The 21,997-nt window shown below is 57.6% G+C and carries 23 protein-coding genes; all 23 read left to right on the top strand.

Annotation, left to right across the window (positions count from 1 at the left end; genetic code table 11):
• The first annotated feature begins 112 nt into the window (after positions 1-112).
• The 23 genes from fliS (at position 113) to flhB (ending at position 21,483) form a co-directional block, all read left to right on the top strand.
• Positions 113-496, top strand: a complete 384-nt coding sequence (gene fliS, locus CKW31_RS11045) for a flagellar export chaperone FliS (RefSeq protein WP_027901007.1) — start codon at positions 113-115, stop codon at positions 494-496.
• Positions 497-530: 34 nt separating this feature from the next.
• Complete coding sequence (gene fliT, locus CKW31_RS11040) at positions 531-830, top strand: flagellar protein FliT (protein ID WP_027901006.1); 300 nt, start codon at positions 531-533, stop codon at positions 828-830.
• Positions 831-992: 162 nt separating this feature from the next.
• Positions 993-2,471, top strand: coding sequence for a transcriptional regulator FleQ (gene fleQ / locus CKW31_RS11035; RefSeq protein ID WP_095094523.1), 1,479 nt, complete (start codon positions 993-995; stop codon positions 2,469-2,471).
• Positions 2,472-2,596: 125 nt separating this feature from the next.
• The gene (locus tag CKW31_RS11030; protein ID WP_095094521.1) at positions 2,597-3,814 is read left to right on the top strand and encodes a PAS domain-containing sensor histidine kinase; all 1,218 of its coding nucleotides are present in this window, start codon (positions 2,597-2,599) and stop codon (positions 3,812-3,814) included.
• Positions 3,814-5,226: a sigma-54 dependent transcriptional regulator gene (locus tag CKW31_RS11025; protein WP_095094519.1), complete on the top strand. Its 1,413-nt coding sequence runs from the start codon at positions 3,814-3,816 to the stop codon at positions 5,224-5,226. Before CKW31_RS11030 ends, CKW31_RS11025 begins: the two co-directional genes overlap by 1 nt.
• 253 nt (positions 5,227-5,479) lie before the next feature.
• On the top strand, positions 5,480-5,806 hold the full coding sequence (gene fliE / locus CKW31_RS11020; RefSeq protein ID WP_027901002.1) for a flagellar hook-basal body complex protein FliE: 327 nt from the start codon (positions 5,480-5,482) through the stop codon (positions 5,804-5,806).
• Positions 5,807-5,820: 14 nt separating this feature from the next.
• Positions 5,821-7,611, top strand: coding sequence for a flagellar basal-body MS-ring/collar protein FliF (gene fliF, locus CKW31_RS11015; RefSeq protein ID WP_095094518.1), 1,791 nt, complete (start codon positions 5,821-5,823; stop codon positions 7,609-7,611).
• The gene (gene fliG / locus CKW31_RS11010) at positions 7,604-8,620 is read left to right on the top strand and encodes a flagellar motor switch protein FliG (RefSeq protein ID WP_087273204.1); all 1,017 of its coding nucleotides are present in this window, start codon (positions 7,604-7,606) and stop codon (positions 8,618-8,620) included. The genes fliF and fliG overlap by 8 nt, the downstream gene beginning before the upstream one ends.
• 125 nt (positions 8,621-8,745) lie before the next feature.
• Positions 8,746-9,561 carry a flagellar assembly protein FliH gene (gene fliH, locus CKW31_RS11005; RefSeq protein WP_095094516.1) on the top strand — a complete coding sequence of 272 codons (816 nt, stop codon included), beginning with the start codon at positions 8,746-8,748 and terminating at the stop codon, positions 9,559-9,561.
• Positions 9,551-10,909, top strand: coding sequence for a flagellar protein export ATPase FliI (fliI, locus tag CKW31_RS11000; RefSeq protein ID WP_027900998.1), 1,359 nt, complete (start codon positions 9,551-9,553; stop codon positions 10,907-10,909). The genes fliH and fliI overlap by 11 nt, the downstream gene beginning before the upstream one ends.
• Positions 10,910-10,915: 6 nt before the next feature.
• Entirely contained in the window at positions 10,916-11,365 is a 450-nt protein-coding gene (gene fliJ, locus CKW31_RS10995; RefSeq protein WP_095094514.1) for a flagellar export protein FliJ, read from the top strand.
• Positions 11,366-11,668: 303 nt separating this feature from the next.
• Complete coding sequence (locus CKW31_RS10990) at positions 11,669-11,971, top strand: STAS domain-containing protein (RefSeq protein ID WP_095094512.1); 303 nt, start codon at positions 11,669-11,671, stop codon at positions 11,969-11,971.
• 4 nt (positions 11,972-11,975) lie between these two features.
• A complete protein-coding gene (locus tag CKW31_RS10985; protein WP_095094510.1) occupies positions 11,976-13,682 on the top strand; it encodes a fused response regulator/phosphatase in 1,707 nt (568 codons plus the stop codon).
• 82 nt (positions 13,683-13,764) lie between these two features.
• Positions 13,765-14,079, top strand: coding sequence for an Hpt domain-containing protein (locus CKW31_RS10980; RefSeq protein ID WP_095095127.1), 315 nt, complete (start codon positions 13,765-13,767; stop codon positions 14,077-14,079).
• Between the two features lie 333 nt (positions 14,080-14,412).
• A complete protein-coding gene (locus CKW31_RS10975; RefSeq protein WP_095094508.1) occupies positions 14,413-15,792 on the top strand; it encodes a flagellar hook-length control protein FliK in 1,380 nt (459 codons plus the stop codon).
• 265 nt (positions 15,793-16,057) lie between these two features.
• A complete protein-coding gene (gene fliL / locus CKW31_RS10970; protein WP_095094506.1) occupies positions 16,058-16,561 on the top strand; it encodes a flagellar basal body-associated protein FliL in 504 nt (167 codons plus the stop codon).
• Positions 16,562-16,570: 9 nt separating this feature from the next.
• Positions 16,571-17,539 (top strand): flagellar motor switch protein FliM, encoded by a 969-nt coding sequence (gene fliM / locus CKW31_RS10965; RefSeq protein ID WP_095094504.1) that lies wholly within the window; start codon positions 16,571-16,573, stop codon positions 17,537-17,539.
• Between the two features lie 55 nt (positions 17,540-17,594).
• On the top strand, positions 17,595-18,062 hold the full coding sequence (gene fliN / locus CKW31_RS10960) for a flagellar motor switch protein FliN (RefSeq protein WP_027897999.1): 468 nt from the start codon (positions 17,595-17,597) through the stop codon (positions 18,060-18,062).
• A 5-nt stretch (positions 18,063-18,067) separates the two neighbouring features.
• Positions 18,068-18,514 (top strand): flagellar biosynthetic protein FliO, encoded by a 447-nt coding sequence (gene fliO / locus CKW31_RS10955; protein ID WP_095095124.1) that lies wholly within the window; start codon positions 18,068-18,070, stop codon positions 18,512-18,514.
• Positions 18,514-19,260 (top strand): flagellar type III secretion system pore protein FliP, encoded by a 747-nt coding sequence (gene fliP / locus CKW31_RS10950; RefSeq protein ID WP_095094502.1) that lies wholly within the window; start codon positions 18,514-18,516, stop codon positions 19,258-19,260. The genes fliO and fliP overlap by 1 nt, the downstream gene beginning before the upstream one ends.
• Positions 19,261-19,285: 25 nt before the next feature.
• Positions 19,286-19,555: a flagellar biosynthesis protein FliQ gene (gene fliQ, locus CKW31_RS10945; RefSeq protein WP_095094500.1), complete on the top strand. Its 270-nt coding sequence runs from the start codon at positions 19,286-19,288 to the stop codon at positions 19,553-19,555.
• A 4-nt stretch (positions 19,556-19,559) separates the two neighbouring features.
• On the top strand, positions 19,560-20,345 hold the full coding sequence (gene fliR, locus CKW31_RS10940; protein ID WP_176469859.1) for a flagellar biosynthetic protein FliR: 786 nt from the start codon (positions 19,560-19,562) through the stop codon (positions 20,343-20,345).
• 1 nt (position 20,346) lies between these two features.
• Positions 20,347-21,483 carry a flagellar biosynthesis protein FlhB gene (gene flhB, locus CKW31_RS10935; protein ID WP_095094498.1) on the top strand — a complete coding sequence of 379 codons (1,137 nt, stop codon included), beginning with the start codon at positions 20,347-20,349 and terminating at the stop codon, positions 21,481-21,483.
• Positions 21,484-21,997: the final 514 nt, after the last annotated feature.

The following is a 21,997-nucleotide window of genomic DNA, read 5'->3' as shown; positions in this document are numbered from 1 at the left end:
GGCCCGGCTGCGTTCATACGCATGCCGGGTTTTTGGCTTCTGGCCTAAAGTTTGTCGCCGATACGTCGATAAGCTGTTCATACGAAGTTTTAAATCTTTGACGAGGTACATCATGAACCCGATGTTAGCCCTTCGGCAGTATCAGAAAGTGAACTCCCATGCACAGGCTTCGGAGGCTACCCCTCACCGTCTGGTGCAAATGCTGATGGAAGCCGGGCTTGATCGTATTGCTCAGGCCAAGGGCGCCATCGGGCGCAAGGATATTGCCTCCAAAGGTGTGTTGATCGGCAAGGCTATCGAGATCGTCGGCGGTTTGCGTGAAGGTCTGGATATGGAGAATTCAGCCGACACGCTGACTCGCGTTGATAACCTGTACGTCTATATGATGAAACGCCTCGCTGAAGCTAATATAAAAAGCGACCCGAAAATTCTCGATGAAGTTGGCGGTTTGCTGGGCACAGTCAAAGAAGGCTGGGACGCAATCGCGGGCCACTAAGATAAAATAACAGGCTTGTACTGAGGATATAGACATGAGTGCTGCACTCAAGCGTATCGAAGAAACTCGCGAAGCGCTGGTTGGCGCGTTGGCCGAGCGTGACTGGGAAACGATCGTCAAACTGGACCTGGCCTGTCGTGCCTGTGTCGAAGACGTTATCCGCGAAGATGCGCCTGATGGCCCTGAGTTGCGCAGCAATCTTGAAGAGTTATTGACGGTCTATCGTCAGCTGATCGACACTGCTACCGGTGAGCGTCAGGCTATCGTCGATGAAATGACGCAAATCAACCAAGCCAAAAATGCAGCAAAGGTTTACCATCTATTTGATTCGTGACCGGTTGGTCAAAAAAAGCTTTACGCCATAAATTTGACTGTTTACGGTATTTTGACTTAACTAGCGATGTTTACTATTTTCTGGTTCTCGGTATAAGCACTGGCCGGGATACCAAGCTGCCCCATGTATGGGCATTGAGTTGACTAGGGAAGTTGCTATTGCATGTGGCGTGAAATCAAGATTCTCCTGATCGATGACGACAGCCAGCGCCGCCGTGATTTGGCGGTAATTCTGAATTTTCTTGGCGAAGAAAATCTTTCCTGCTCAAGCCAGGACTGGCAGCAGGTTGTCGGCTCTCTGACGTCCACTCGCGAAGTGCTTTGCGTGCTTGTCGGCAGTGTCAATGCCCCGGGCAGTCTTCAAGGACTGCTTAAGACAGTCGCAGCATGGGATGAGTTCCTTCCTGTTTTGCTTTTGGGAGAAAATTCTTCTCCTGTCGAACTTCCTGAAGATTTGCGCCGCCGCGTGCTCTCGAGTCTCGAGATGCCGCCGAGCTACAGCAAGCTGCTTGATTCGCTGCACAGGGCCCAGGTTTACCGCGAGATGTACGATCAGGCGCGTGAGCGCGGTCGTCATCGCGAACCCAATCTGTTCCGTAGCCTGGTAGGCACCAGTCGCGCGATCCAGCACGTACGCCAGATGATGCAGCAGGTGGCCGATACTGACGCCACCGTGCTGATCCTCGGCGAATCCGGTACGGGCAAGGAAGTGGTTGCCCGCAACCTGCATTACCATTCCAAGCGTCGTGACGCGCCGTTCGTGCCGGTCAACTGCGGGGCGATCCCTGCCGAGTTGCTGGAAAGCGAACTGTTCGGCCACGAGAAGGGTGCCTTTACCGGGGCCATTACCAGTCGTGCCGGGCGCTTCGAGCTGGCCAACGGCGGTACGCTGTTCCTTGATGAAATCGGCGACATGCCGTTGCCCATGCAAGTCAAATTGCTGCGGGTTCTTCAGGAGCGCACGTTTGAGCGGGTTGGCAGCAACAAGACGCAAAGCGTCGACGTTCGCATCATTGCCGCCACGCACAAAAACCTCGAAACCATGATCGAGATCGGCAGCTTCCGTGAAGATCTTTACTACCGTCTGAACGTGTTCCCGATCGAGATGGCACCGCTGCGTGAGCGGGTTGAAGATATTCCGCTATTGATGAACGAACTGATCTCGCGCATGGAGCACGAGAAGCGTGGCTCGATTCGTTTCAACTCGGCAGCGATCATGTCGCTGTGTCGCCATGGCTGGCCGGGCAACGTGCGGGAGCTTGCCAACCTGGTTGAGCGCATGGCAATCATGCACCCGTACGGCGTGATTGGTGTCGCGGAGCTGCCGAAGAAATTCCGTTACGTTGATGACGAAGACGAGCAGATGGTTGAAGGTATCCGCAGCGATCTCGAAGAGCGCGTTGCGATCAATGGCCATACGCCAAACTTCGCCAACAGCGCGGTTCTGCCTCCGGAAGGTCTGGATCTGAAGGATTACCTGGGTGGTCTTGAGCAGGGCCTGATTCAGCAGGCGCTGGACGATGCCAACGGCATTGTGGCTCGCGCCGCCGAGCGTCTGCGGATCCGTCGTACAACCCTCGTCGAGAAGATGCGCAAGTACGGCATGACGCGTCGCGACGGCGATGAACAGGCAGATGATTGACGCGTGCTGCGTTGAAATAAAGCCAAGCCCCTGAATTATCAGGGGCTTTTTTTTCGGCACGAGGATTGCTAAGTCTCTCGGAACATACCGTTTTTACTGACGGTTCGCCACGCGAGAGATTACCTATGTCCCAGGCCGTTCAGCTGCTGTCGTCTGATCCTGCACTCCAAGTGCCGCTGTCCCTCGAACTGGAAAGTCGTCAGGGGCTTGAACAGGCGTTCCAGCTGTTTAACCAGATGTCGTCGCAGCTGACGGACTCCTACAGCTTGCTGGAAGCGCGGGTGACCGAACTCAAAGGCGAGCTGGCGGTGGTCAGTGCCCAGCGTATGCAGGAGCTGGCAGAAAAGGAGCGGCTTGCATTCCGGCTGCAGAACCTTCTGGATCTTTTGCCTGGCGGCGTGATCGTGATCGACGCCATGGGTGTCGTGCGCGAAGCGAATCCGGCCGCGGTGGACCTGCTTGGGCAACCTCTGGTGGGTGAGCTCTGGCGGCACGTCATCAGCCGTTGCTTTGCGCCACGCGAAGACGATGGTCATGAAATCTCTCTCAAGGATGGACGTCGTCTGTCGATTTCCACGCGTTCACTGGATGCCGAGCCTGGTCAGTTGGTCTTGCTTAACGACCTGACTGAAACCCGCCGCCTGCAAGGGCAACTGGCGCGCCATGAGCGTCTGTCCTCTTTGGGTCGCATGGTTGCCTCGCTGGCTCACCAGATTCGTACGCCGCTCTCTGCTGCGCTGATCTATGCCAGTCATTTGACAGAGCAGCAGTTGCCGGTGGAAACCCAGCAGCGTTTCGCCGGGCGGCTCAAAGAGCGCTTGCATGAACTGGAACATCAGGTTCGCGACATGCTGGTCTTTGCCCGTGGCGAGCTGCCGTTGACCGATCGCATTACGCCCCACGAGCTGTTCACGGCACTGCAGGCTGCGGCGCACACCCAGACCGACGATCTTTCCGTGCGGTGGCAGTGTGACGATGTCGCCGGGCAACTGCTGTGTAATCGCGACACGCTGGTCGGTGCTTTGCTCAATCTGGTCGAGAATGCCGTGCAGGCCAGTGCCGGACGCACGCGCCTGAAAATCCACGCTTATGCCCGTGGTGATGTTTTGCGGATTTGTGTGAGCGATAACGGCAGTGGCATCGATGCCGCCGCACTGGCTCGAATCGGTGAGCCGTTCTTTACCACCAAGACCACGGGGACGGGGCTGGGGCTGGCGGTGGTGACAGCGGTGACCCGTGCTCATCAAGGCGGCGTGCAGTACCGATCCCGGGTAGGGCGTGGCACCTGTGCGATTGTCACGCTGCCACTGGTTCCGGTGTCCGCTGCAAAGGAAATATGCTGATGGCGATCAAGGTATTGCTGGTCGAGGACGACCGTTCATTACGCGAAGCGCTGGGCGATACCCTCGAATTGGCGGGGCATGATTATCACGCCGTCGCCTGCGCGGAAGACGCGTTGCTGGCGGCGGCCGATGAGTCATTCGGGCTGGTGATCAGCGACGTCAACATGCCGGGCATGGACGGGCACCAGTTGCTCGGCTTGCTGCGCGAGCGCCACCCGCAATTGCCGGTGCTGTTGATGACGGCCCATGGCGCAGTGGAGCGCGCAGTGGATGCCATGCGTCACGGCGCGGCTGATTATCTGGTCAAGCCGTTCGAACCCAAGGCGTTGCTGGGGCTGGTAGAGCGACATGCCCTGGGGCGTCTGGGGCCGGCAGGCAACGATGGGCCTATCGCCGTCGAACCTGCCAGCGCGCAGTTGCTCAATCTGGCCAGCCGTGTGGCGAAAAGCGATTCCACTGTATTGATTTCCGGAGAATCCGGGACCGGTAAGGAAGTGCTGGCGCGCTTTATCCATCAGCATTCGCCCCGCGCAGACAAGCCGTTCATTGCCATCAACTGCGCTGCCATTCCCGACAACATGCTCGAAGCCACGCTGTTTGGTCACGAGAAGGGCTCTTTTACCGGCGCTATCGCGGCTCAGGCGGGCAAGTTCGAGCAGGCCGATGGCGGCACTATATTGCTGGATGAAATCTCCGAAATGCCTTTGGGTTTGCAGGCCAAGCTGCTTCGGGTCCTTCAGGAGCGTGAAGTTGAGCGGGTCGGCGGCAAGAAGACCATCACTCTGGATATTCGCGTGGTCGCTACCACCAACCGCGATCTGGCGGGCGAAGTGGCGGCGGGGCGCTTCCGGGAAGACTTGTACTACCGGCTTTCGGTTTTTCCTCTGGCCTGGCAACCGTTGCGTCAAAGGACTGCCGATATTCTGCCGCTCGCCGAGCGTCTGCTGGCCAAGCATGCCAATAAAATGAAGCACGCCGCCGTCAGGCTGTCGGCGCAGGCGCAAGCCTGTCTGGTGAGCTATGCCTGGCCGGGGAATGTCCGGGAGCTTGATAACGCCGTGCAGCGGGCGTTGATTCTGCAGCAGGGCGGTGTGATTCAGGCTGAAGACTTCTGCTTGACCGGCCCTGTGTCTTACGCGCCAGCGCCGTCTTTAAGCGGGACTGCTGGCGGTTCGTTGGCACCTGCCGTATCGGCACCGATGGACCTGGCGGGCAGCGATTCGGCTGGCGCGCTGGGGGATGACCTGCGGCGTCGTGAATTTCAGATGATCATCGATACGTTGCGCGCTGAGCGAGGTCGTCGCAAAGAAGCAGCGGAACGCCTCGGTATCAGCCCTCGTACGTTGCGCTACAAGCTGGCACAGATGCGCGACGCGGGGATGGACGTGGAAGGTTATCTGTTCGCGACCTGAGGTTTTCCGCAGATTGCCGATACGGTATTTAAGCCTGCGGTCATTTGTCGCAGATGGATGTGGATTCAAAAAATTTCAATCCGTTCTGGATCGGCTAGAGGCCTATCCAGAGCAGGGTTTGGCACAACTCCCCAACAGATTTAATGCAGTTTGATGGCTATATGCTGCTATGCAGCTGGCACTCTTGTTGCTTTGACATTATTGACCGCTGACTCGGTGTCAAAAATTTGCGGCCCTTATGAGAGAAACGTCCATGAGCCAAGGTGTTGAATTTAATCGCTTGATGTTGGACATGCGCTCCATGCAGATGGATGCCATGGCTGCGCCCAAGGCTGCAGCTACGCCGCAAATCGGCTCCAGCAGCTTCGCCGACATGCTTGGCCAGGCCGTCAACAAGGTCAATGATGTTCAGCAGGCCTCCAGCCAGCTGTCCAGCGCCTTTGAGATTGGTAAGAGCGGCGTGGATCTCACTGACGTGATGATCTCCTCCCAGAAGGCCAGTGTGTCTTTTCAAGCCTTGACCCAGGTGCGAAACAAGCTGGTTCAGGCTTACCAAGACATCATGCAGATGCCGGTTTAAGGACGTATTGAGTCATGGCAGAAACACTCGCCGATAGCGTTCCGGCCAAGACAGGCGCTCCTGCAGGCAAACCGTTGTTCGGTCTGGCCTTCCTGGAAAACCTCTCCGAGATGACCATGTTGCGTCAGGTTGGCCTTATGGTCGGTCTGGCTGCCAGTGTGGCCATCGGCTTTGCCGTAGTGCTCTGGTCGCAGCAACCTGATTATCGTCCGTTGTACGGCAGCATGGCCGGCATGGACGCCAAGCAGGTCATGGATACCCTGACCACGGCCAATATTGCCTACACCGTAGAGCCTAATTCCGGCGCGCTGCTGGTGAAAGCCGATGACGTGCAACGTGCGCGCATTCAGCTTGCATCCGCAGGCATTGCCCAGACTGACGCCAACGTCGGTTTTGAAATTCTGGACAAGGATCAAGGACTGGGAACCAGCCAGTTCATGGAAGCGACGCGCTATCGTCGTGGCCTTGAAGGTGAGCTGGCGCGGACCATCTCCTCCCTGAATAACATCAAGGGTGCCCGTGTGCATCTGGCGATCCCGAAAAGCTCGGTGTTCGTCCGTGACGATCGCAAGCCAAGTGCATCGATTCTGGTTGAGCTGTACCCAGGCCGCAGCCTTGAGCCAAGCCAGGTCATGGCCATCGTCAATCTGGTGGCGACCAGCGTTCCCGAATTGACCAAGTCGCAGGTCACTGTCGTCGATCAGAAGGGCAATCTTCTCTCTGATCAGGCGGAGAACTCCGAACTGACCATGGCGGGCAAGCAGTTTGACTACGCCCGTCGCATGGAAGGCATGCTGACTCAACGCGTGCAGAATATCCTGCGTCCGGTGCTGGGCACTGATCGCTACAAGGCTGAAGTGTCGGCCGATGTCGACTTCAGCGCTGTCGAGTCAACGGCAGAAAGCTTCAACCCTGATCAACCTGCCTTGCGCAGCGAGCAGTCGGTCAATGAGCAGCGTTCCAGCAGTTCAGGGGCATCAGGCGTTCCGGGTGCATTGAGCAATCAACCGCCAGGTCCTGCAACCGCGCCGCAAACGCCGGGCGCCGGTGCAGCCGGTGCTGCTGCCGCCATTGCTCCGGGCCAGCCGCTGCTGGATGCCAACGGCCAACAAATCATGGACCCGGCCACCGGTCAGCCAGCGTTGGCGCCATACCCGGCTGACAAGCGCGTGCAGTCGACCAAGAACTTTGAGCTGGACCGCTCCATCAGTCACACCAAGCAACAGCAGGGCCGTTTGAATCGTCTGTCGGTTGCCGTAGTGGTCGACGACCAGCTCAAGATCAACCCGGCCAATGGTGAAGCAACGCGCACACCGTGGAGTGCAGAAGACTTGAACCGCTTCACCCGCCTGGTGCAGAACGCCGTCGGGTTTGATGCCAGCCGTGGTGACAGCGTCAGCGTCGTCAACGTGCCGTTCTCGGCTGAGCAGAGCGAAGTTATCCCGGATATTCCGTTCTACTCGCAGCAGTGGTTCTGGGACATCGTCAAACAGGCGATGGGCGTCATCTTCATTCTGGTGCTGGTGTTCGGCGTACTGCGTCCGGTGTTGAACAACATCACCACTGGCAAGAGCAAACAACTCGCCGGTTTTGATGATGGCATGGGCGGTATGGGTGGCATGGGCGGTGGGGGTTCTGACGAACTGTCCAACGACCGCGTCAGCCTGGGTGGCCCGCAAAGTATTTTGCTGCCTAGCCCGACCGAGGGTTATGACGCACAGTTGAACGCAATCAAGAGTTTGGTGGCTGAAGATCCGGGTCGTGTGGCCCAGGTCGTAAAAGAGTGGATTAACACTGATGAATGATCGAGCCGTCGTAGCCAAACTGAGTAAAGTCGAGAAAGCTGCCGTACTGCTGCTTTCCCTGGGTGAAACCGATGCCGCGCAAGTCTTGCGCCACATGGGGCCCAAGGAAGTTCAGCGGGTCGGCGTGGCCATGGCGCAGATGCGTAACGTGCATCGCGAACAGGTCGAAGAGGTGATGACCGAGTTCGTCGAGATCGTCGGCGATCAGACCAGCCTTGGCGTCGGCTCTGACGGCTACATCCGTAAAATGCTCACCCAGGCACTGGGCGAAGACAAGGCCAACGGCCTTATCGACCGCATCTTGCTGGGTGGCAATACCAGCGGTCTGGACAGCCTGAAATGGATGGAGCCACGCGCTGTGGCTGACGTGATCCGTTTCGAACACCCGCAGATTCAAGCCATTGTTGTGGCGTATCTGGATGCCGATCAGGCGGGTGAAGTGCTCGGGCATTTCGATCACAAGGTGCGGCTGGACATTATTCTGCGGGTGTCTTCACTCAACACCGTGCAGCCAGCTGCCCTTAAAGAACTGAACCAGATTCTCGAGAAACAGTTCTCGGGTAACGCCAACACGTCGCGTACGACCCTGGGTGGTATCAAGCGTGCTGCGGATATCATGAACTTCCTCGACAGCTCCATCGAAGGCGCGCTCATGGACTCGATCCGCGAAGTCGACGAAGATCTGTCGACGCAGATCGAAGACCTCATGTTTGTCTTCAACAACCTGTCGGACGTGGACGACCGCGGCATTCAGGCGCTGCTGCGCGAGGTGTCTTCGGACGTTCTGGTCCTGGCCCTCAAGGGCTCCGACGAGGCGATCAAGGAAAAGATCTTCAAGAACATGTCCAAGCGTGCCGCCGAACTGCTGCGCGACGATCTGGAAGCGAAGGGCCCGGTCCGCGTCAGCGACGTGGAAACCGCACAGAAAGAAATCCTCACAATTGCTCGCCGTATGGCCGAGGCCGGGGAAATCGTTCTCGGCGGCAAAGGTGGCGAGGAAATGATCTAGTCTGTTGACGTTTTGTCGGAAAAGCTGACCGGGGATATAGTCCCCGGTGTCCACCGCCTTGCCTGGCGACATTCGTCTGGCAACGCGGCCTGCGCTGAAACAACACAGACTCTAAGGCACTATCAATGTCCAGCTCCAACAAAGAACCGGTCAGCGAGCTCATCCGCGCCAAGGACGTCGGCGGTTTTGACGTCTGGTCGCTGCCCAGTTTCGACCCCTACAAAGAGCCTGAACCCGAGCCTGAACCGGTCGTCGAAGAATCGGTCGACACCATCGAAGAAGTCCCTCTGGAGGAAGTCCAGCCGCTGACGCTCGAAGAGTTGGAAAGCATACGTCAGGAGGCCTACAACGAAGGTTTTGCCACCGGCGAGAAGGAAGGCTTCCACAGCACGCAGCTCAAGGTTCGTCAGGAAGCCGAGGTGGCCCTGAAGGGCAAGCTTGCCAGTCTCGAGTTGCTCATGACCCAGCTGTTTGATCCGATCGCCAGCCAGGACAAGCAGATCGAGCAATCGGTCATTTATCTGGTGGAGCACATCGCTCGCAAGGTTATCCAGCGGGAGCTGACCACAGACTCCCGGCAGATTGGCATTGTCTTGCGTGATGCGCTGAAGCTGTTGCCAATGGGCGCCAATAATGTGCGGATCTTCATCAATCCACAGGACTTTGATCTGGTCAAAGCCTTGCGCGAGCGTCATGAAGAAAACTGGCGCATCGTTGAAGATGACACCTTACAGGCCGGTGGTTGCCGGATTGAAACCGAGCACAGCCGGATCGACGCCAGTATCGAGACACGCCTGACCCTGGCCATCGGCAAAATGTATGACCAGATGCACGAGCAGTCGCTGCATCCGGCGGCCCCCGACTTCAGTCTGGATCTGGACAACGCTCCAGTCGCCACAGCGTCTGCCAACCCTGATATCGAGAAATCCGATGCGCCTTGATCGCACCAGCTTCGGCAAACGCCTGGGTTCTTATGCAGAAACCATCGAGATGCCTGTGCAGCCGGTGGTGGAAGGGCGTTTGCTGCGCATGGTCGGCCTGACGCTTGAAGCCGAAGGCCTGCGTGCCGCCATGGGCAGTCGCTGCATGGTGATCAACGACGACAGTCATCATCCGGTGGAAGTTGAAGCCGAAGTCATGGGCTTTTCCGGCAGCAAGATCTTCCTGATGCCCGTTGGTAGCGTGTCCGGTCTCGCGCCGGGAGCTCGTGTCGTGCCGTTGGCGGATACCGGCCGGTTGCCTATGGGGATGGCAATGCTTGGCCGCGTGCTTGATGGCGCCGGTCGCGCTCTGGATGGCAAAGGTGCCGTGAGAGCCGAGGATTGGGTGCCCATGGACGGCCCTACGATCAACCCGCTCAAGCGTAACCCGATCAGCCAGCCCCTCGACGTGGGCATTCGCAGTATCAACGGATTATTGACGGTCGGCCGCGGCCAGCGTTTAGGGCTGTTCGCCGGTACGGGCGTCGGCAAGAGCGTCCTGCTCGGCATGATGACCCGCTTCACCGAGGCCGATATTATTATTGTCGGCCTGATCGGTGAGCGGGGCCGTGAGGTCAAGGAATTCATCGAGCACAGCCTTGGTGAAGAAGGCCTCAAGCGTTCGGTGGTGGTCGCATCCCCGGCGGACGACGCGCCATTGATGCGTTTGCGGGCAGCCATGTATTGCACGCGAATCGCCGAGTATTTTCGCGACAAGGGTAAAAACGTCCTGTTGCTCATGGATTCCCTGACCCGTTTCGCCCAGGCGCAACGGGAAATCGCTCTGGCTATTGGTGAGCCTCCTGCAACCAAGGGCTATCCGCCTTCGGTCTTCGCCAAATTGCCCAAGCTGGTGGAGCGCGCCGGTAACGCCGAAGCGGGCGGTGGCTCGATCACCGCGTTCTACACGGTTCTGTCCGAAGGTGATGACCAGCAGGATCCGATTGCAGACTCGGCGCGAGGTGTACTCGACGGCCACATCGTATTGTCTCGTCGCCTGGCCGAGGAAGGGCATTACCCGGCCATCGATATCGAAGCGTCCATCAGTCGTGTCATGCCCGCGGTGGTCACCCCCGATCACATGAATCAGGCGCAGCATTTCAAACAGTTGTGGTCACGTTACCAGCAGAGCCGTGATCTGATCAGCGTCGGTGCTTATGTTCCCGGTGGTGATCGTGAAACCGACCTGGCGATTCACCTGCAGCCGACTCTGGTGCGCTTTCTGCGCCAGGGGCTCAATGAAAACGAGAGCATGGAGAACAGCAGTGCCCAGCTGGCTGCGGTCTTCAGCCCGGCGGCGGGTGGCTGATAAGTCATGGCCGTAAGTCGTGCAGCGCGTCTGGCGCCCGTGGTGGATATGGCCGAAAGCGCAGAGCGCGCGGCCGTCCAGCGCCTGGGGCATTTTCAGGGACAGATGCGCATCGCCGAAGGCAAGCTCAACGACCTGGAGCAGTTTCGCCTGGATTACCAGCAACAATGGATCGACAAGGGCGCCCATGGGGTTTCCGGACAGTGGTTGCTGGGTTATCAGCGCTTCCTTACTCAACTGGATACCGCTGTCGATCAGCAGCGCAGGAGTCTGGCCTGGCATCAGGACAACGTCGAAAAAGCGCGCGTCAGTTGGCAGCAGGCTTATGCCCGGGTTGAAGGCTTGCGCAAATTGGTCCAGCGCTACATCGACGAAGCCCGCCAACTGGAAGACAAGCGTGAACAGAAACTGCTGGATGAGTTATCGCAACGCTTGCCCAGGCATGCGCCGTTTTAACAACGCTTGATAGGGTGCGGCTATAGCTCGCGTCAAACATTAGAGCTGTAGGAGCGCACGAGCACCGCGAGGCCGCGATAGCGGTGTATCAGACGGGCCGCCATCGCTGCCTCGCGGTGCTCGTGAGCTCCTACAGAAAACGCGTTCCAATTCAAAGCATTACGGTATCTGTGAATGGAGCCATTCAGTTTTCACCCGCTTGCCCCTGCAACCTCCCGAAAAATCGGCCTTCAATCAATTTGCCGCCGCTCAAAGGCGGTGCTAAACCTTGATTACGTGACGTACGTCTCTCAGGAATTCTACATGCCGGTCACTTCTGAGCTTTCTCCCGACGGTCAGCAACTGACCATCTCGATCTCTGGGCGTTTTGATTTCGCTTCCCATCAGGATTTTCGTGAAGCTTATGAAAGGTCCGGCAGCGAGCTGCGTTATGTTGTCGACCTGAGTGGTACCACTTACCTGGACAGTTCGGCGCTGGGCATGCTCTTGTTGCTGCGGGATCATGCCGGGGGCGAGCGTTCCCGGATTCGTCTGATCAACTGTTGCCCCGATGTCATCACCATCCTGACCATCTCCAATTTCTCAAAGCTTTTCCAGATAGGTTGAAACCTTGCAACCGTCCAGCGAATCCCTGTGCATCCTGATCGCTGACGACAACGCCAGTGACCGCCTCCTGCTGTCTACTATCGTGGCCCGGCAAGGGCATCGTGTGTTGTGTGCCGGCAATGGTGCCGATGCGATCGCGTTGTTTGAGACGGACCGGCCGCAACTGATATTGATGGACGCCATGATGCCGGTGATGGACGGCTTCGAGGCTGCCCGGCGAATCAAGGAACTGGCCGGTGAGGCGCTGGTTCCGATTATCTTCCTGACCTCGCTGACCGAAGGCGAGGCCCTGGCACGCTGTCTGGATGCCGGGGGAGATGACTTCATTGCGAAACCCTACAACCAGACGGTTCTGACAGCCAAAATCAATGCCATGAACCGCTTGCGGCTGCTGCAGGAGACCGTTCTCAGGCAGCGTGATCTGATTGCCCGGCACCATGACTACTTGCTAAACGAGCAACGAGTGGCCAAGGAAGTGTTTGATCAGGTGGCGCATTCCGGTTGCCTGGACGCAGCCAATATTCGCTATCTGCAATCGCCTTATGCGCTGTTCAATGGCGACTTGCTGCTCGCGGCCTATACACCCGCTGGTCACATGCACATGTTGTTGGGTGACTTCACCGGGCACGGTTTGCCGGCGGCGGTGGGTGCCATGCCACTGGCCGAAGTGTTTTACGGCATGACTGCGAAGGGGTTCGGCCTGGCTGAAACCCTTCGTGAAATGAACGCCAAGCTCAAGCGCATCCTGCCGGTGGACATGTTCTGCTGCGCGACAATGGTCTGTATCAACTTCAATCAGCGCCAGTTTCAGGTCTGGAATGGCGGCTTGCCTGACGGTTATTTGCTGAGTGCCGCGACAGGGGAGCGCACTGCGCTGGTTTCCCGACATCTGCCCCTCGGCGTGCTGGATTCGGGCTCGTTTGATGACCGGACCGAGGTTCATCCCTTCGCTTTGGGTGACAGGGTTTTTCTGCTATCAGATGGGGTGATCGACACGGCGGACAGCAAGGACCAGTTGTTTGGTCCGGCACGGCTACACGAAGTACTGGACGCCAATCGCGATCCGCAATTGCTGATCACGGAGATCCAGCATGCGTTGAACGAGTTCGGCGGGCGGTCCCGGGATGACGTCAGCATGGTGGAGATCACTGCTGTCGAGCAGGCAGAGCTGGGGCCGCGAACCGTGACTTACTCGGACAGCGGCACCTCCACGCCGCTGGACTGGTCATCGACGTTCGAGTTCAGGGCTTCAACCCTCAGGCGTTTCAATCCACTGCCTTATCTGTTGCAGTTGTTGCTGGAGGTGCATGGTTTGCGTCATCAGAGCGGCGCGCTCTACAGCGTGCTGACCGAACTTTACAGCAATGCGCTGGAGCATGGCGTTCTGGGGCTGGATTCCTCGCTGAAAAGTAACGCGTCAGGATTCACCCGCTATTATCAGCAGCGGGCAGAGCGGCTTGCCGCGCTGGAGAGCGGCTTCATTCGCATACATTTTCAGGTAATCCCCCTGGATGAGGGCGGCCGTTTGAGTGTGCAGGTGGAGGACAGTGGTCATGGTTTCAACATTGATACAATTCTTGCATTGCCGCCGACACTCAATGAGCTGTACGGTCGCGGTCTTGCGCTGGTGCGAGAGTTGAGTGAAGAGGCTTCGTGGTCTGAGGACGGACGGATCGCACGCGTGGAATTCTGCTGGGGGGCAAAGGCATAACCCCGGGTTCTTGATCAAAGGAGTGAACAAGGTGTCGGTCATTCATCTGGATTACAGCGTATTGACGACGTTGCAGGAAGTCATGGAAGACGAGTATCCAACCCTTCTCGATGTGTTCCTCAAAGACTCTGAATATCGCATCTCCCGTTTGCGTCAGCTTATGGGCGTGGGCGCGTTCGATCTGCAGGAGCTGAGCCTCATGGCCCACAGCTTTAAAGGCAGCAGCAGCAATATGGGTGCCCTGCGCCTTGCCGACCTGTGCCGCGAGCTCGAAGAGCGCAGCCGTCGGGAGGAAAGTGCCGGTCTTGACGACCTATTGACCGCGCTCGATCACGAATACTCGACTGTGCGTCGGTTATTCGACGCGGAACGACAGTTTTTTATCGCACACCCCTGAGTCGACTCGCTCTCTCATCAAGCAACCTCCAAAAACGACTGGATTGGAATGCATTTTCTGCAGGAGTTACCCCTGTACCCCTGACACCAAGCTGTCCCGCAGCAAGCTTGGGACCTGTAGGCGTGACCGGGGTGGCGATCCACATTGCTCGCGATTCAATCTGTCGGCAAATGAATATATCGCCTGTGCTGACGCTATCGCGGGCAAGCTCGCTCCTACACATGCGCGTCAGCTGCGAGAGCGCGGCACCATGGACACCGGGGCTGCTCTTGATCGTCTTTGGCCCGTATCTTGCTCTGTTCTGCGTATTCAGCTGTTTTCGCGGAGATCGACATGCCACTCGCCCCCAATGCTCTTCTTCAAGCCACTCCAGTGGCGGCGCAGAAGGCCAGTTCTGCCAACAACTCAGCCAGGCCGGCTGACAGTGGCAAGGACGACAACTCCAGCTTCTCTGACGTGTATGCCAAGCAGGCTCAGGCTAAATCGGCTGCGAGCGACGCTCCGGTCAAGGCCAGACCTGCCGCCGATAAAGACAAACAGGTTGCAGACAAGGCCGCGTCCGACAAGGACGATGCTGCCGCTTCGGATTCGACGACGGTTGCCGATAGCGGCAATACCTTGCCTGCCGAGCCCGTTGCCAGCGACAGTGACGGCAAGGCTGAAGAACAGGTTGATCCGGCAGTGGCGCAGATTGTGACCCCGGAACCGACCCTTGATCCGGCACTTGATCCTGCTTTGCAGGCCATTGCCAGTCAGGCCACGACCCAGCTGGACACCGACAAGCCGAAAGTTGATGTCGCTGCCGCCTCAACCGCCTTGCCGAACTTACAAGCGGCTGACCCGGCTGAGGCATCTTTCGATCCGAACGCTGATCCGCTTGAGGACATGCCCGCCCTGCAGTTTGCTCTGGAGAATGCGGCAGCCAAGGCGCAACAGGCTCAGCAGGCGCAAAATGCTCACGCAACGGCTCAGGCAGGCAAGAACGCCAAGGTCGATAACGCCGCAACGGATCCATCCCAGCTCGCCAATAACCTGGCAGCCCTGGATGAGCGTTCATCTGTTTCGGACGAGCCCAGCACCGAGAGCAGCGATAAATCATTCGACGGGTTGCTCGATGGCGGTCTCAAGGATGTCAAAGCTGCTGCTGGCGATACGCGGGTGGATAACTTCGCTGATCGTCTTGCGGCCCTGAGTCAGGCGGCGCAGCAGCCTCGCGCGGCAGCTCCGGCAGTACCCCTGATGAATCAGCCGCTGGCGATGCACCAGAGTGGCTGGAGTGAAGGCGTGGTGGAGCGCGTCATGTATCTGTCGAGTCAGAACCTGAAGTCGGCTGACATCCAGTTGGAGCCTGCTGAATTGGGTCGCCTCGATATTCGTATCAATATGGCGCCGGACCAGCAGACTCAAGTGACCTTCATGAGTGCTCATGTGGGGGTTCGTGAAGCGCTGGAAAGCCAGATGTCCCGCCTGCGAGATTCCTTTACCCAGCAGGGGATGGGGCAGGTGGACGTGAACGTTTCCGACCAGTCTCGCAATCAGCAGAACCAGGCCCAGCAGCAAGAACAGGCCAACAATGCCCGGGGCACGGGTAATGGCGGTTCGGGCGTCAATGGCGTCGACGGTTCGGACGGTATCGACGCAGATACTGGCGTTGCGATCAGTCAGCCGGTTCAGCGAGTTGTGGGTACCAGCGAGATTGATTACTACGCTTGAGTCTGTGTAGGAACGATGCGATCACGAGTGTCGTGGGACCGGCTTTAGCCGGGAAGGGGTTATTTCGGCAGATAGAGATTCAGCATCTGTCCCGGCCTCTTCCCGGCTAAAGCCGGTCCCACGTCGCACATCAACCAGTGGGCTACACATAAAAATCCACCGTGCTAACCCCCCGTCCTGACCTCCCTCTCGCAACTCTGGCATAACACTTGCTCTCCCTCTGTCACGCATTAGCGAACCCCCCGAATAGTGACGGATTATTGGCATGGCGAAGAGCGACGAAGTTAAAGAACCTGGCTCAAAAGGCAAACTCAAGCTCATCATCATTGTGGTAGTGGCTTTATTGCTGGCCGTCGGCCTTTCAGTCGGCGCGACCTGGTTTTTCATGCACAGCTCCGAGCCTAAAGTGGACCCGGCGGCTGTCGCAGCGGCTGATCCCAATGCCAAACACCCGGCCATTTTCGAAGCGCTGACGCCGGCGTTCGTGGTCAATTTCAACTCCAATGGTCGTCAGCGCTACATGCAGGTCAGCATCACAATGCTGGCGCGCAGTCAGCCTGATCTTGACGCATTGAAGGTGCACATGCCGGTCATTCGCAATAACCTGGTCATGCTGTTTGCTGGCATCCCCTTCGAATCTCTGGCATCCCCTATCGGTCAGGAAATGCTGCGTCAGAAAGCGACCGCCAGCGTTCAGGAAGTCGCCCAGAAAGAATTGGGCAAAACCGTGATCGAGCAACTGCTTTTCACTAACTTCGTATTGCAGTAGGAACACGACATGGCCGTGCAAGACCTGCTGTCCCAGGATGAGATCGACGCGCTGTTGCATGGCGTGGACGATGGTCTGGTTGCAACCGAAAACGCTGCTGAACCCGGCAGCATCAAAAGTTACGACCTGACCAGTCAGGATCGGATCGTCCGGGGTCGGATGCCGACTCTGGAAATGATCAATGAGCGATTCGCCCGTTATACCCGGATCAGCATGTTCAACCTGCTGCGTCGCTCTGCCGACGTGGCCGTAGGTGGCGTGCAGGTGATGAAGTTCGGCGAGTACGTTCACTCGCTGTATGTGCCGACCAGTCTCAATCTGGTCAAGCTCAAACCGTTGCGTGGTACCGGGCTGTTCATTCTTGACGCCAAACTGGTGTTCAAGCTGGTGGATAACTTCTTTGGCGGTGACGGTCGTCACGCCAAAATTGAAGGGCGTGAATTTACGCCGACCGAATTGCGTGTGGTACGCATGGTGCTGGACCAGGCTTTCATCGATATGAAAGAAGCCTGGCAGGCCATCATGGAAGTGAACTTCGAGTACATCAACTCTGAAGTGAACCCAGCCATGGCCAACATCGTGGGGCCAAGCGAAGCGGTTGTCGTATCGACTTTCCACATCGAACTGGACGGAGGTGGCGGCGACCTGCATGTCACCTTGCCTTACTCGATGATCGAGCCCATTCGGGAAATGCTGGATGCGGGCTTTCAGTCCGATCTGGATGACCAGGATGAGCGCTGGATCAATGCACTCAAGCAGGATGTTCTGGATGTAGCAGTGCCCATGAGCGCGACGGTTGTTCGGCGGCAGTTATTGCTACGCGACATTCTGCACATGCAGCCGGGCGACATTATTCCGGTTGATATGCCTGACGAGATGGTGATGCGCGCCAATGGCGTGCCTTCCTTCAAGGTCAAGCTGGGATCGCATCAAGGCAATCTGGCGCTGCAAGTCATCGAGCCGATAGAGCGGCGTTGAGTTTTTCTCGCCGAAATTTTTGTGTCACTGAATCAATGTTCACCGAGGACAACCGATGGCTGATGAAAACGATATGACGTCTGCTGAAGATCAGGCGTTGGCCGATGAGTGGGCGGCAGCACTGGAAGAAACAGGTGATGACGGTCAGAGCGATATCGATGCGCTGCTCGCTGCAGACGCCGGTAATTCGGCGGCTTCCAGTCGTATGGCAATGGAAGAGTTCGGCAGCGTGCCCAAGAGCAATGCTCAGGTAACGCTCGATGGCCCGAACCTTGACGTGATTCTGGATATTCCGGTGTCCATCTCCATGGAAGTAGGTAGTACCGACATCAGCATTCGTAACCTGCTGCAGCTCAACCAGGGGTCGGTTATCGAACTGGATCGTCTGGCGGGTGAGCCGCTGGATGTGCTGGTCAACGGTACGTTGATCGCCCATGGCGAAGTGGTTGTGGTCAACGAGAAGTTCGGCATCCGCCTGACTGACGTGATCAGTCCGAGCGAACGTATCAAGAAGCTGCGCTAGTGAAGATGATCAGAGTTGTCGCAGCGTTGCTCGCCATGCCGTTGAGTGCTCTGGCGGCTGAGCCCGCCGTTCAGGCGGCGGCGCCCCAGGCGACTGCCGCCGTGTCCTCCGGCATGGGTGGGCAGATATTGCAGTTGCTGTTCGGCCTTCTGCTGGTCATTGGTCTCATCTTTGCGTTGGCCTGGCTGATGCGCCGGGTTCAGCGCGGGGTGCCGGGTAATGCTCAGGTGATCGAGCTGGTCGGCTCGCGGGCCATTGGTCCGCGTGATCGCCTGGTACTGGTGCAGGTCGGCAACGAACAGATACTGCTCGGCGTCACGCCGGGACGAATAACGCCCCTGCATGTGCTGAACGAGCCAGTGCGGGTGCCGGAGACTCAGCCGGTGAATTCCGAGTTTGCGCAGCGTTTGATGGACTTGATGGGCAATAAGGTTCAGAAGGATAAGAAGTAATGCTGCGTATTCTGTTGACACTTTTGCTGGTGCTGGCAGCGCCTGTGGCGTTTGGTGCCGATCCGTTGTCGATCCCGGCAATTACGTTGGCCAACGGTGCGGACGGTCAGCAGGAATACTCGGTCAGCCTGCAAATTCTGCTGATCATGACGGCGCTGAGCTTTATCCCGGCGTTCGTCATGCTGATGACCAGTTTCACGCGGATCATCATTGTCTTCTCGATTCTGCGTCAGGCCCTGGGCTTGCAGCAGACGCCGTCGAACCAGATCCTCACCGGTATGGCGCTGTTCCTAACCATGTTCATCATGGCCCCGGTGTTTGACCGGGTAAATCAGGACGCCTTGCAGCCCTATCTGGCAGAAACCCTGACAGCACAGGACGCAGTCGCCAAGGCGCAAGTACCCATCAAGGATTTCATGCTGGCGCAGACCCGTACCAGCGATCTTGAATTGTTCATGCGGCTTTCCAAGCGCACGGACATCGCTTCTCCGGACCAGGCTCCGCTGACGATTCTGGTGCCGGCCTTTGTCATTTCCGAGCTCAAGACGGCATTTCAGATCGGCTTCATGATCTTCATTCCGTTTCTGATCATCGACCTGGTGGTCGCCAGCGTGTTGATGGCCATGGGTATGATGATGCTCTCGCCATTGATTATTTCCCTGCCGTTCAAAATCATGCTTTTCGTGCTGGTGGATGGCTGGGCGTTGATCGTCGGCACCCTGGCCAGCAGTTTCGGTGGTGTATGAACCGTCCTGATCAGGAGTCCGCGCAATGACGCCAGAAGTAGCTGTCGACCTGTTCCGCGAGGCACTGTGGTTTACCACATTGCTGGTGGCGATTCTGGTCGTGCCCAGTCTGCTCTGTGGTCTGCTGGTCGCCATGTTTCAGGCGGCCACTCAGATCAACGAACAGACGTTGAGTTTTCTGCCGCGCCTCATCGTGATGCTCATTACCCTGATTGTGGCCGGGCCCTGGTTGCTCAAGATGTTCATGGAATACATCCTCGCGTTGTATACCAGCATCCCCACCGTGATCGGCTGACCTCGTGGAACCGATTCTTGCCCTGACCAATGGGCAGATCGGCACTTGGGTAGCGAGTTTCATGCTGCCAATGTTCCGGATCACCGCGCTGTTGATGACCATGCCGATTATCGGGACAACACTGGTGCCTGGCCGTGTGCGTCTCTATTTCGCCCTGGCCATTACCGTTGTAGTTGCGCCGGTACTGCCGCCCATGCCCGAGGTCAATGCGCTTGACCTGACGGCTTTGCTGCTGATCGGTGAGCAGATCATTATCGGCGCAGGCCTGGGGCTGTGCCTTCAGTTGTTCTTCCATTCTTTTGTCGTTGCCGGCCAGATCATCTCTACGCAGATGGGTATGGGCTTTGCGTCCATGGTCGACCCTACCAACGGCGTGTCATCGGCGGTGATTGGGCAATTCTTCACCATGCTGGTCACGCTGGTGTTCCTCGGCATGAACGGCCACCTTGTGGTGATAGAAACCCTGATCGAGAGCTTTACGACCTTGCCGGTGGGTGGTGGCTTGCTCGTATCCAACTTCTGGGCGCTCGCCAATGGCCTGGGCTGGGTCATGGCCGCCGGTCTGAAGCTGGTGTTGCCGACGATTACCGCCTTGCTGGTCGTCAACATCGCTTTTGGCGTCATGACCCGGGCAGCGCCGCAACTGAACATTTTCTCCATCGGTTTTCCGCTGACGCTGGTCCTGGGCTTTGTCATCCTGTGGATCAGCCTGGCGGACATTCTTAATCAATACCAACCGCTGGCAACTGAAGCGTTGCAGAACTTCCGTGACATGGTGAGGGCTCGCTGACATGGCCGAGAACGAGAATGGTCAGGACAAAACAGAAGACCCCACGGATAAAAAGCGAAGTGATGCCCGCAAGGAAGGCCAGATTGCCCGCTCCAAGGAGCTGAACACCCTGGCAATCATGATGGCAGGCGCGATCGGGCTTCTGGTTGAAGGTCCGGACATTGCCGAGGCGATGTCCTACATGATGACGTCGAACTTCACCATCACCCGTGAAGTGCTCATGGATCAGGGATCCATGGGCAAGATGCTGCTTTCGACCGGCAAGCTCGCTCTGGTCGTCATGATGCCTTTTTTTCTGGTCATGCTTGCTGCGGCGATTATTGGCCCGATTTCCCTGGGGGGTTGGTTGTTCGCCACCAAGTCAATGGCTCCCAAATTCAGCCGCATGAACCCGTTGGCGGGCCTCAAGCGCATGTTCTCTCCCAATGCGCTGATTGAGCTGCTCAAGTCCTTCGCCAAGTTCGTGATCGTGCTGATCGTCGCGCTGCTGGTGTTGAACATGGAGAAGGCTGCGCTGGTTTCCATTGCTCATGAGCCGTTGGAGCAAGCGATCATTCACAGCTTGCAGGTTGTGGGGTGGAGTACCGTATGGATGGCCTGCGGGCTGATTTTCATCGCTGCGGTGGATGTGCCATTCCAGCTGTGGGAAGCGCACAAGAAACTGTTGATGACCAAGCAGGAAGTGCGCGACGAGTATAAGAACTCCGAAGGCAGCCCAGAGGTCAAGCAGCGCATTCGCCAGTTGCAGCGCGAAGCATCGCAGCGCCGCATGATGGAGTCGGTCCCCCAGGCCGATGTGATCATCACTAACCCGACGCACTTTGCTGTAGCCCTTAAATATGACCCTGAACAGGGTGGGGCGCCGATGCTGGTGGCCAAGGGTGTGGACTTTGTGGCGTTGAAGATTCGGGAGATTGGTGCGCACAACCAGATTCTGATTCTTGAATCACCTGGGCTTGCGCGTTCGATCTACTACAGCACGGATCTTGATCAGGAAATCCCGGCCGGTTTGTACCTGGCGGTGGCTCAGGTCCTCGCGTATGTGTATCAGATTCGTCAGTACCATGCGGGGCAGGGCAAACGTCCGGATCCGCTGGGTGATATCACCATTCCGCCGGATTTGCAGCGGGATGCTTGATTTTTGCAGGCCTCTGGGTCTATCGCTGCTGGTTTTGTGTACATATCCGTTACCGTGTTCATGGCTGATATTGGTTGCGCTTTTACAGCGCGTCACTTTCGAAAAGCGCGAAAGTAACCAAAGCGCTCTTGCCCCATCCCTCGGCACCTCGCTGTCGCTCGGTGTACCCGCCCGCAGATCCTGAACCGTGGGCCGCCGCAACGGGCCATCCATGGCCCAATGCGGCTAACCCGGCGTCCTGCCGGGTTGCCCACGCTTCAGAATCTGCGTTCGGCCAGCGTGATTTAACGGGGCGCCCCAGATCAAGATCAAAAGCGCGGCGGCCTGACAGCCGACCTGATTTCTTGGGTTTGCCGACATTCTGTAGCAACTGTGTTCTCAAGCCAGATGCGCGCCAGCCTGCAAGGCTTCGCGCATCCTTGCGTTGAGCATGGTAACCAGTTTACGAGCAGCGGCCACGAGGGCCACTTTCTTGGGTTTACCATTGGCGACCAAGCGTTGGTAAAAGGGTTTT

Source organism: Pseudomonas sp. Irchel 3A5, assembly GCF_900187575.1.
GTDB classification, from domain to species: Bacteria; Pseudomonadota; Gammaproteobacteria; order Pseudomonadales; family Pseudomonadaceae; genus Aquipseudomonas; species Aquipseudomonas folii.
The sequence above is the reverse complement of the archived record's forward strand: the minus strand, read 5'-3'. Positions and strand labels throughout refer to the sequence as shown.

Coding starts and splice junctions, on each gene's coding strand:
- fliJ (WP_095094514.1), top strand. CDS start 10,916: ATGGCCGTAAGTCGTGCAGCGCGTCTGGCGCCCGTGGTGGATATGGCC.
- CKW31_RS11030 (WP_095094521.1), top strand. CDS start 2,597: ATGTCCCAGGCCGTTCAGCTGCTGTCGTCTGATCCTGCACTCCAAGTG.
- fliL (WP_095094506.1), top strand. CDS start 16,058: ATGGCGAAGAGCGACGAAGTTAAAGAACCTGGCTCAAAAGGCAAACTC.
- fleQ (WP_095094523.1), top strand. CDS start 993: ATGTGGCGTGAAATCAAGATTCTCCTGATCGATGACGACAGCCAGCGC.
- fliN (WP_027897999.1), top strand. CDS start 17,595: ATGGCTGATGAAAACGATATGACGTCTGCTGAAGATCAGGCGTTGGCC.
- CKW31_RS10990 (WP_095094512.1), top strand. CDS start 11,669: ATGCCGGTCACTTCTGAGCTTTCTCCCGACGGTCAGCAACTGACCATC.
- flhB (WP_095094498.1), top strand. CDS start 20,347: ATGGCCGAGAACGAGAATGGTCAGGACAAAACAGAAGACCCCACGGAT.
- fliO (WP_095095124.1), top strand. CDS start 18,068: ATGATCAGAGTTGTCGCAGCGTTGCTCGCCATGCCGTTGAGTGCTCTG.
- fliP (WP_095094502.1), top strand. CDS start 18,514: ATGCTGCGTATTCTGTTGACACTTTTGCTGGTGCTGGCAGCGCCTGTG.
- fliT (WP_027901006.1), top strand. CDS start 531: ATGAGTGCTGCACTCAAGCGTATCGAAGAAACTCGCGAAGCGCTGGTT.
- CKW31_RS10980 (WP_095095127.1), top strand. CDS start 13,765: ATGGAAGACGAGTATCCAACCCTTCTCGATGTGTTCCTCAAAGACTCT.
- fliF (WP_095094518.1), top strand. CDS start 5,821: ATGGCAGAAACACTCGCCGATAGCGTTCCGGCCAAGACAGGCGCTCCT.
- fliE (WP_027901002.1), top strand. CDS start 5,480: ATGAGCCAAGGTGTTGAATTTAATCGCTTGATGTTGGACATGCGCTCC.
- CKW31_RS10975 (WP_095094508.1), top strand. CDS start 14,413: ATGCCACTCGCCCCCAATGCTCTTCTTCAAGCCACTCCAGTGGCGGCG.
- fliH (WP_095094516.1), top strand. CDS start 8,746: ATGTCCAGCTCCAACAAAGAACCGGTCAGCGAGCTCATCCGCGCCAAG.
- fliI (WP_027900998.1), top strand. CDS start 9,551: ATGCGCCTTGATCGCACCAGCTTCGGCAAACGCCTGGGTTCTTATGCA.
- fliQ (WP_095094500.1), top strand. CDS start 19,286: ATGACGCCAGAAGTAGCTGTCGACCTGTTCCGCGAGGCACTGTGGTTT.
- fliS (WP_027901007.1), top strand. CDS start 113: ATGAACCCGATGTTAGCCCTTCGGCAGTATCAGAAAGTGAACTCCCAT.
- CKW31_RS11025 (WP_095094519.1), top strand. CDS start 3,814: ATGGCGATCAAGGTATTGCTGGTCGAGGACGACCGTTCATTACGCGAA.
- fliM (WP_095094504.1), top strand. CDS start 16,571: ATGGCCGTGCAAGACCTGCTGTCCCAGGATGAGATCGACGCGCTGTTG.
- fliG (WP_087273204.1), top strand. CDS start 7,604: ATGAATGATCGAGCCGTCGTAGCCAAACTGAGTAAAGTCGAGAAAGCT.